This window comes from Streptococcus suis (assembly GCF_046032535.1).
In the GTDB taxonomy this organism is placed as follows: domain Bacteria; phylum Bacillota; class Bacilli; order Lactobacillales; family Streptococcaceae; genus Streptococcus; species Streptococcus suis_AK.
Map to the genome: position 1 here is coordinate 1 of NZ_JARQPL010000054.1, position 9,875 is coordinate 9,875.

Below are 9,875 nucleotides of genomic sequence, written 5' to 3' on the forward strand. Positions count from 1 at the left end.
CTATTCCCGTTTGGTCATCAATTGCTCGGACGGGAATAGTTCCTTTAATTGTTTAAATGCTTAACTTAATGACATTGTAGTGAGAACTAGGCTTTTTTTTACTGAAAACAGGACAAAATACTTGACAAAATTGCTTGCTATACTAGTATAGCAGGGCTTGACACTACGGGCAAGCCCTTCCTAATTAGCGTTAAAAGTAATTATGAACAAGGGGAATAATCAATGTTTTACACTTATAAAGTGGGTATTTCTGCTGAGGAACATGATTCATTTGTAAAGCAATCACCACAGGCCAATCTTTTGCAGAGTAGTCAGTGGGCAACCGTAAAAAGTGAGTGGCGAAATGAGAGACTAGGCTTTTTTAAAGATGGACAATTAGTGGCAGTTGCTTCTCTTCTTATCAGAAGGTTGGTAGTACCATTTGGTTTTACGATGATTTATATACCAAGAGGTCCTGTAATGGATTATGAAGATGCTGAATTAGTGTCATTTGTATTTAAGTCCATAAAAGAATTTGCCCTCCGAGAACGCAGTGTTGTTATAAAATTTGATCCATTTATTCGACTATCGAGTAAAACTATAACAGGAGATAGGGAAGAAGAATTAAATGTACTTGCCGTCAAAGATAGGATTGTTGATTTGGGAGGTATTTGGTCTGGTCGAGTGCAGACCATGTCGGCTACAATCCAACCTACTTGTCATGCAGTATTATATAGCGAATCCTTCTCAGAGGAATCACTAAATAAACGAGTTCGACAAAATATTCGGTCGGCGCGTAATAAAGGTATTGAGATTCGAATTGGTCGTGAGGAATTGTTAAGAGATTTTTCAGAGCTATTAAAAAAGACTGAGGAGCGCAAATCTATTCGCTTGCGGGGGAGAGAGTATTATCAAAAAATATTGAATGCCTATCCAGAAAATTCTTATATTGTAGTTGCCTATTTGGATTTAGCAAAGAGATATGAACAGTTATCTTATCTTGAAGAAAAATTAGTAAAAGAATCCATGACTTTCACCTCCACTACAAGACAATCGAAGATTGAAAATTATAAAAAAGAAACCCGAAGAATAAATACAGAATTAGAAATGATAAATTTTCTGATTCGTAACGGGAGTAAGTTAGTTCCATTGGCTGGTACTTTGACAATTAATTTTGCAGGAACATCTGAAAATATCTATGCTGGTATGGATGAAAAGTTTAAACATTATCAGCCTGCTTTACTAACATGGGTGGAGACGGCAAAGTATGCTTTCGAACGAGGTGTGAAATGGCAAAATTTAGGAGGAATAGAGCCAACTTTAGACGGAGGCCTTTATCACTTTAAATCACATTTGAATCCAGTAGTAGAAGAGTATATTGGCGAATTCGACTTGATTGTTTCGCCAATATTATATAAGGTTTTTCAAGTTTTACTGGAAATTAGAAAAAAATTAAGGAAGAAAAAATAATGACTTTTTGTCAAATAACTAAAGAAGAATTTTTAAAGCATTGTGAACAAGTAAATGAAAAATCATTTTTTCAATCTATTGAGATGGCCGGATTACTATCCAAGCGAGGATATGATGTTCGCTATGTTGGTTTTAAAAATTCACAATCAGAGATCGTTATTTCTACTTTGCTTTTCTGTAAGAAGATGGCTGGTGGTTTGTATATGGAATTGAATTCTGGACCACTGGTTACCGATGATGCTTATTTGGAGGAATTTTATCAATCTTTAAAAAACTATGCTAAGCGTGAAGGCGTACTTGAATTGGTGGTCAAGCCTTCCCAAGTCTATCAACTCTTTGATAGTGTAGGGAATCCAATTAGTGAAGCAGATACTCAACTAATTGAGAAGATGGGGCAAGTTGGATTTAAACATGATGGCTTACAAACAGGTTATCCAAATGGAGAGTCTGTTTGGCATTATGTGAAGGATTTGCAAGGGCATTCAACAACGTCGTTATTGCAATCCTACAATAAAAATAGTAAACGAAACATAAAAAATTCAGAAAGTTACGGTATCAGGATTCGTAGCATCAATCATAAGGAGCTTTCAGCTTTCAAAAAAATAATTGAGGAAACTGGAGCTAGACAAGGCTTTGAAGATAGAGATAGTGGTTACTATAACAGTCTTTTTGAAAGCTTTGGTACACAGGCAGATTTTTTAGTTGCAGAACTTGACCCGAAAGCCAGTCTAAAGCAAATTGAAAAGGAAATAGAAACAAGTGATAGAAATTCAAAACAGTATGCACAGCAAGTGCAGAAATTGTTGAAAAAACAAGAGGTGGTTCAAAATATTTTAAATCAAACTCAGACAGCTCCTATTTTTTTGGCATGTGCACTGATAATTTATGATGTGAATGAGGCAACTTATCTTTTTGGTGGCTCATATTCAGAGTTTCAAAGCCTATCTGCACCTTTCTTACTTCAATATGAGGCGATGCAACGTGCAATAAAACGAAATCTTAAGCGTTATAATTTCCTTGGTATTCAAGGGATATTCGACAGCTCAGATGGTGTTCTTCGATTTAAACAGAACTTTAATGGCTATATTTTGAGAAAAGCTGGTACTTTTCGTTATTATCCTCATCCGATAAAGCATAAAATAATTCAAATTATCAAAAAAATAGTAAAATAATACTATATACTTTATCGAAAGAGGTTCCCATGATTCAACCTATTATGAAAGACATTTTCTTCCTGCAACAGAAATCTGAACCTGCGACTCAGCTAGATGTGCAGGTCGGTCAAGATTTGCAGGACACTTTAGCAGCCAACGCTCACGCCTGCGTGGGCATGGCGGCCAACATGATTGGCGTCAAAAAGCGGATTATTATCGTCAACATGGGTTTCACAAACCTGATCATGTACAATCCCGTCCTCATCAGCAAGGCCAAGCCCTATCAGACAGAGGAAGGCTGCCTATCACTGGAAGGTAGCCGTCCGACGACACGCTATCAGGAGATTGAAGTGGAGTTTTTTGATGCTTCTTGGAAAAAGATCAGCCTAAAGCTGACAGACTTCCAAGCCCAGATTGTTCAGCATGAACTAGATCATTTGGAAGGGATTATCATCTAGTAGTTACCGAATCTACCGTCAGGTAGATTTTTTATCGTCGTTTAGTTTATCTTTTATTACGTCGACGAGCGAGGAAACGTCGTTTCCTTATTTCCAACTTCAATCACTCCACCGGAGTGTTTGAACTCACCTTGCCTGATTGAAACAGTCTGGGGGACTGTTTCAAGTCAATGCCTAGAAACAAGAAAGCATTGAGTTATGTCTGCGGCTTTTGATGCGAACTTTGTTCGCTCTATTTCCCACCTCCAAAGGTTCCCCAAACCTTTAGAGCTAGTACTAAAAGTAAACTAAAAGACTATATCGAAAAGTCAAAAAAAGTCAAACAAAACCATTGACTTTTACTGACCAATGATGTAAAATAAGATTCGTAAGGTAAAGGACCTTACGAATTCTTTGAACAAAAGGTCAGTTTAGGTCAAACAAGAAGGGTTTGACTTGCTCTTGGACCTATTGGTCAGTAAAAGACAAACTTCTAAGGAGGTTATATGAAAGACAGGATTATTCCATACTAGCTATTATTTTTTTAAAACAAAGATCAGTAAAAGTCAAAAACAAGTGAATTATAAACGAGGTAAAAACTATGAACAACAATTTCAATAATTTTAACAATATGGACGATATTTTCAATCAACTCATGGGCAATATGGGAGGTTACAGCACAGAGCGTCGCCGTTATTCTATCAATGGGCGTGAAGTGACACCGGAGGAATTTGCCATTTACCGTCAGACTGGTCGCCTGCCACAGACAGAAGAAGTGGCTCAAACCCAGACTAAAGGTCAGATAAAGTCAGACGGAATTCTGGCAAAACTTGGTCGCAATTTGACACAAGATGCGCGTGAAGGGAAGTTGGATCCAGTCATTGGACGAAACAAGGAAATCCAAGAAACATCTGAAATTTTGGCACGTCGCACTAAGAACAATCCTGTTCTGGTCGGTGATGCGGGTGTCGGAAAGACAGCGGTAGTAGAAGGATTGGCTCAAGCCATTGTCAACGGAGATGTGCCAGCAGCCATTAAGAACAAGGAAATCATCTCCATCGACATTTCAGGCTTGGAAGCTGGGACCCAGTACCGCGGAGCCTTTGAGGAAAATGTGCAAAATCTTGTGGATGAAGTCAAAAAAGCTGGAAATATCATTCTCTTCTTTGATGAAATTCATCAAATTTTGGGAGCTGGTAGCACAGGTGGCGACTCAGGTTCCAAGGGTTTGGCGGATATTCTCAAACCAGCTTTATCCCGTGGGGAATTGACGGTTATCGGTGCCACTACGCAGGACGAATACCGCAATACCATTCACAAGAACGCCGCTCTGGCTCGTCGTTTCAATGAAGTCAAGGTTAATGCTCCGTCCGCAGAGGACACCTACCAGATTTTGAAAGGGATTAAGCCGCTTTATGAAGCCCACCACAATATTGAATTGCCAGATGAGGTTTTGAGAGCTGCGGTTGATTATTCCGTCCAATATATTCCACAACGTAGCTTGCCTGATAAGGCTATTGACTTAGTCGATGTGACCGCTGCACATTTGGCTGCACAACATCCTGTGACAGATATTCAGACCTTAGAAGCAGAAATGGCAGAGGCAAAACAGTTACAGTTGGAGGCAGCTGAAAAAGAAGATTACGAAACAGCACTCAATGAAAAAGTCCGCATCGACAAGCTCCAAGAACAAATTGACAACCACACAGAGCAACAGAAAGTGGTAGCGACTGTCAATGATGTGGCTCAGGCAGTTGAGCGAATGACAGGAATTCCAGTTTCACAAATGGGAGCTTCTGACATTGAACGACTCAAGGAATTGAAAAATCGTCTGGCAGCTAACGTTATCGGTCAAGACGATGCGGTGGAAGCTGTATCTCGGGCTATTCGTCGGAATCGTGCAGGTTTTGATGACGGCAACCGTCCAATTGGTTCCTTCCTTTTTGTTGGTCCGACAGGTGTGGGTAAGACAGAGTTGGCAAAACAGTTAGCACTTGACTTGTTTGGTAATAAGGATGCCATTATTCGTTTGGATATGTCTGAGTACAGTGACCGCACAGCTGTTTCCAAGCTGATTGGTACCACAGCGGGTTATGTTGGTTATGATGACAATTCCAATACTCTTACCGAGCGTGTCCGCCGCAATCCGTACTCCATTGTCCTCTTGGATGAGATTGAAAAGGCAGATCCACAAGTGATTACCCTCCTTTTGCAAGTCTTAGACGATGGTCATTTGACAGACGGACAGGGCAACCAAGTCAACTTCAAAAATACCCTTGTCATCGCGACTTCAAATGCTGGTTTTGGTTATGGAATGCCAGAAGGTGAAGAAAATCAAGACATCATGGACCGCATCGCACCATTCTTCCGTCCGGAGTTCCTTAACCGTTTCAACGCAGTTATCGAATTCAAACACTTGGGCAAAGAAGACCTCAAGGCAATCGTTGATTTGATGTTAGGCCAGGTCAATAAGACCCTAGCTAAAAAAGGTATTCACTTAGAAGTGACCGAGGCAGCCAAAGAGTTCTTGATGGAAGAAGGCTATGATCAGGCAATGGGAGCCCGACCTCTACGTCGTGTGATTGAAAATCAGATTCGAGACAAGGTAACGGATTACTATCTGGATCACCTAGATGTGACAAACTTGTTGGCTGATGTAGTGAAAAATGAGATTCAAATCAGCGAGCAAACCTTTTCATAAAATAATCGAATAATATTGAAATTCTGGGTTAAAATACTCAGAATTTCTTATTTTGTTTAATGGTAACAAGAGCAGTAGAATGCGTATTTATGGGAGATTTTGAGCGGTTTTACGTAAAAGTTTTAAAAAAATTGTATAAATCCTTGACAAATGCAAACGTTTGCGTTAAACTATCATTGTAATCGAAAGAAAGGAAAACGTTTTTATGACGAATCGTACCAGTGGAATTTTAATGCATATTACCTCACTTCCAGGTAAGTTTGGTATCGGTACTTTTGGAAAGCCTGCCTATGACTTTGTAGATTTCTTGGTCGAAACCAAGCAGACCTACTGGCAGCTCCTTCCTCTCACAACGACAAGTTACGGAGATTCACCTTATCAATCATTTTCTGCCATTGCAGGAAATACCCATTTAATTGATTTTGATTTGTTGGCAGAAGAAGATTTATTGGCCAACTTTGACTACCAAGATGTGAAATTTGGGGACAATCCAGAAAAAGTAGACTACGCCTTGATCTATGAGGCTCGCCGTCCGATTTTGGAAAGAGCCGTTAAAAACTTCTTGAGCGATGACAAGCGTAAAGTAGCCTTTCAAGAGTTTGAAAAAGCCAATTCGTCATGGTTAAATGACTATGCGGAATTCATGGCTATTAAAGAACACTTTGGAAACAAGGCCCTACAAGAGTGGGATGACAAGAAAGTTGTTGCTCGAAATGAAGAAGCTCTTGAAAAATACCGCTTGGAATTGGCAGACCAAATTGATTACTTTAAAGTCACTCAATATTTCTTCTTTAGCCAGTGGAAACAGCTAAAAGAATATGCCAATCAAAACCACATTAAGATTATCGGAGACATGCCAATTTATGTTTCTGCCGATAGTGTGGAAGTTTGGACCAAGCCACAGCTCTTCAAATTAGATAGTGAGCGTAAGCCGCTTTATGTAGCAGGTGTGCCAGCAGATAACTTCTCAGCAGATGGCCAGCTTTGGGGCAACCCACTCTACGATTGGGAGCAACATGAAAAGACTGGCTACAACTGGTGGATCTACCGCATTCACGAGAGTTTCAAACTTTACGATGTCTTGAGAATTGACCACTTTAAAGGCTTCTCAGATTACTGGCAGGTAGCAGGAGATGCTAAAGTTGCCAAGGTTGGTACTTGGGAGCCAGGTCCAGGCTACAATCTCTTCAAGGCGGTTAAGGAAACCCTTGGCGACTTGCCTATTATTGCAGAGGACCTAGGAAATATTGATGCCAAGGCTCGTAAGTTGCTTGCAGATTGTGGCTATCCAGGAATGAAGATTCTAGAATTTGGCTTCTTCGATGTGACTGGACAGAGCATTGACATCCCACACCGTTGCGTACCAAACTCTATCGCCTACACTGGCACACACGATAACGAGGTGGTCAACGGTTGGTATAACAATCTAGAGCCTGAACAACAGGAGTTTGTAGATGCCTATACCAACAGAAAGCCGATTGAGCCAGTGACTCAAGCCATGCTTCGAACACTCTTTGCCACTGTCAGCGACACAGCTATTGCGACCATGCAAGATGTTCTTGACTTGGGCGAAGAAAGCCGCATGAACATGCCTTCAACTGTCGGAGGTAACTGGGAATGGCGAATGAAAGCTGAAGATTTAACTCAGGAACGCAAAGACTTCTTAGTCAAAATGACAACACTATATCAACGAGGAAATGAAAAACATGATTAACTTTACAACTTTTGCAGAAACAAACACGAACAAAAAACTTGCAGAACTCACAAATGAAGAAATCTATCTTCAATTATTGAACTATGTCAAAGCTGAAGCAGCGACAAAACCAAAAAACACTGGTAAACGCAAGGTTTACTACATCTCAGCAGAGTTCCTTATCGGTAAACTCTTGTCAAACAACTTGATCAACTTGGGTGTCTACAAGGACATTCAGGCAGAATTGGCAGCAGCTGGCAAGTCTTTGGCTCAGGTTGAAGACGTGGAACCAGAACCATCACTTGGTAACGGTGGTCTTGGTCGCTTGGCATCCTGTTTTGTGGACTCTATGTCAACACTTGGGATCAATGGTGAAGGTGTTGGTTTGAACTACCACTGTGGTCTTTTCCGTCAAGTCTTTAAAGACAACCAACAAGATGCAGAACCAAACTTCTGGATTGAAAATGATTCTTGGTTGATTCCAACGACAATTAGCTACGATGTACCGTTCAAAAACTTTACCTTGACTTCTAAGTTGGACCGTTTGGACATCCTTGGTTACAAGAAAGATACGAAAAACTACCTCAACTTGTTTGACATTGAGTCTGTCAACTATGACTTGATTACAGATGGCATCTCATTTGACAAGACAGACATCAAAGAAAACTTGACCCTCTTCTTGTACCCAGATGATTCTGATAAGAATGGTGAATTGCTTCGTATCTACCAACAATACTTCATGGTATCAAATGCTGCTCAACTTTTGATTGATGAAGCAATTGAGCGCGGTTCAAACTTGCATGACTTGGCTGACTACGCTTATGTGCAAATCAACGATACTCACCCTTCAATGGTGATTCCTGAGTTGATTCGACTTTTGACTGAAAAACATGGTATTGAATTTGCGGAAGCAGTCGCCATCGTTAAGAATATGACTGGTTACACAAACCACACTATCTTGGCGGAAGCACTTGAAAAATGGCCACTTGAGTTCCTTGAAGAAGTAGTCCCACACCTAGTTGGTATTATTAAAGAATTGGATGCCCTTATTCGTGCAGAAATCAAAGACCCAGCAGTCCAAATCATTGATGAATCAGGTCGTGTACACATGGCTCACATGGATATCCACTTCTCTAACTCAGTGAACGGTGTAGCTGCGCTCCATACAGAAATTCTTAAAAACTCTGAATTGAAAGCTTTCTACGAGCTTTACCCAGAAAAATTCAACAATAAAACAAACGGTATCACTTTCCGTCGTTGGTTGGAATTTGCGAACCAAGACCTTGCAGATTACATCAAAGAATTGATTGGTGATGAGTATTTGACAGATGCGACGAAACTTGAGAAATTGCTTGCCTTTGCAGATGACAAGGAAGTTCATGCTAAGTTGGCGGAAATCAAACACAAGAACAAGTTGGCTCTTAAACGTTACCTCAAAGATAACAAGGGTATCGAATTGGACGAAAACTCTATCATTGATACACAAATCAAACGTTTCCACGAGTACAAACGCCAACAAATGAATGCCTTGTATGTTATCCATAAATACCTTGAAATCAAGAATGGTAACCTTCCAAAACGTAAAATCACTGTTATCTTCGGTGGTAAGGCGGCTCCTGCTTACGTGATTGCCCAAGACATCATTCACTTGATCCTCTGTTTGTCTGAGTTGATCAACAACGACCCAGAAGTGAGCAAGTACCTCAACGTTCACTTGGTAGAAAACTACAACGTAACGGTTGCTGAAAAACTTATCCCTGCGACAGATATTTCTGAGCAAATCTCATTGGCTTCTAAAGAAGCATCAGGTACTGGTAACATGAAATTCATGCTCAACGGTGCTTTGACACTTGGTACTATGGACGGTGCCAATGTTGAGATTGCAGAGTTGGCTGGTATGGATAACATCTACACATTTGGTAAGGACTCAGATACCATTATCGACTTGTACGACAAGGCTGGTTACGTATCTGCGGACTACTACAATGGCGATGCTAATATCAAACGTGCGGTTGACTTTATCGTCAGCGACGAAGTCCGTGCACTTGGTAATGATGAGCGTCTAGGTCGCTTGCACCATGAATTGATTTCTAAAGACTGGTTCATGACCTTGATTGACTTGGCGGAGTACATTGAAGTCAAAGAGCAAGTCTTTGCAGATTACGAAGATCAAGATTCATGGAACAAGAAAGTTGTTCATAACATTGCTAAAGCTGGATTCTTCTCATCTGACCGTACAATCGAGCAGTATAACGAAGATATCTGGCACAGCAACTAATGCTCTCCTAAAACAAAAGAATGTTTCCGAGTGGAACATTCTTTTTTAGTATTCTTCATTTTTTATCGTTTGGCCATAGATACAAAGTAACCGCCCAATAACAAAGTGTATTGAAAAAGGCTCCAAAGTCCTGTCGACTCTGGAACCTTTTTCTATTTACACG

The 9,875-nt window shown here is 40.4% G+C and carries 6 protein-coding genes; all 6 read left to right on the forward strand.

Going from position 1 to position 9,875, the window contains the following annotated elements; genetic code table 11:
• Positions 1-222 precede the first annotated feature (222 nt).
• Positions 223-1,449, forward strand: coding sequence for a peptidoglycan bridge formation glycyltransferase FemA/FemB family protein (locus P7J58_RS10755; RefSeq protein ID WP_408556335.1), 1,227 nt, complete (start codon positions 223-225; stop codon positions 1,447-1,449).
• Positions 1,449-2,621: a peptidoglycan bridge formation glycyltransferase FemA/FemB family protein gene (locus P7J58_RS10760; protein ID WP_408556334.1), complete on the forward strand. Its 1,173-nt coding sequence runs from the start codon at positions 1,449-1,451 to the stop codon at positions 2,619-2,621. Before P7J58_RS10755 ends, P7J58_RS10760 begins: the two co-directional genes overlap by 1 nt.
• Before the next feature lie 29 nt (positions 2,622-2,650).
• Entirely contained in the window at positions 2,651-3,061 is a 411-nt protein-coding gene (locus P7J58_RS10765) for a peptide deformylase (protein WP_408556333.1), read from the forward strand.
• Positions 3,062-3,641: 580 nt separating this feature from the next.
• A complete protein-coding gene (locus P7J58_RS10770) occupies positions 3,642-5,741 on the forward strand; it encodes an ATP-dependent Clp protease ATP-binding subunit (protein WP_408556332.1) in 2,100 nt (699 codons plus the stop codon).
• A 205-nt stretch (positions 5,742-5,946) separates the two neighbouring features.
• On the forward strand, positions 5,947-7,455 hold the full coding sequence (gene malQ / locus P7J58_RS10775; RefSeq protein WP_408556331.1) for a 4-alpha-glucanotransferase: 1,509 nt from the start codon (positions 5,947-5,949) through the stop codon (positions 7,453-7,455).
• Positions 7,448-9,712: a glycogen/starch/alpha-glucan family phosphorylase gene (gene glgP / locus P7J58_RS10780; RefSeq protein WP_408556330.1), complete on the forward strand. Its 2,265-nt coding sequence runs from the start codon at positions 7,448-7,450 to the stop codon at positions 9,710-9,712. The genes malQ and glgP overlap by 8 nt, the downstream gene beginning before the upstream one ends.
• Positions 9,713-9,875 lie beyond the last annotated feature (163 nt).

Coding starts and splice junctions, on each gene's coding strand:
- P7J58_RS10755 (WP_408556335.1), top strand. CDS start 223: ATGTTTTACACTTATAAAGTGGGTATTTCTGCTGAGGAACATGATTCA.
- P7J58_RS10760 (WP_408556334.1), top strand. CDS start 1,449: ATGACTTTTTGTCAAATAACTAAAGAAGAATTTTTAAAGCATTGTGAA.
- P7J58_RS10765 (WP_408556333.1), top strand. CDS start 2,651: ATGATTCAACCTATTATGAAAGACATTTTCTTCCTGCAACAGAAATCT.
- P7J58_RS10770 (WP_408556332.1), top strand. CDS start 3,642: ATGAACAACAATTTCAATAATTTTAACAATATGGACGATATTTTCAAT.
- malQ (WP_408556331.1), top strand. CDS start 5,947: ATGACGAATCGTACCAGTGGAATTTTAATGCATATTACCTCACTTCCA.
- glgP (WP_408556330.1), top strand. CDS start 7,448: ATGATTAACTTTACAACTTTTGCAGAAACAAACACGAACAAAAAACTT.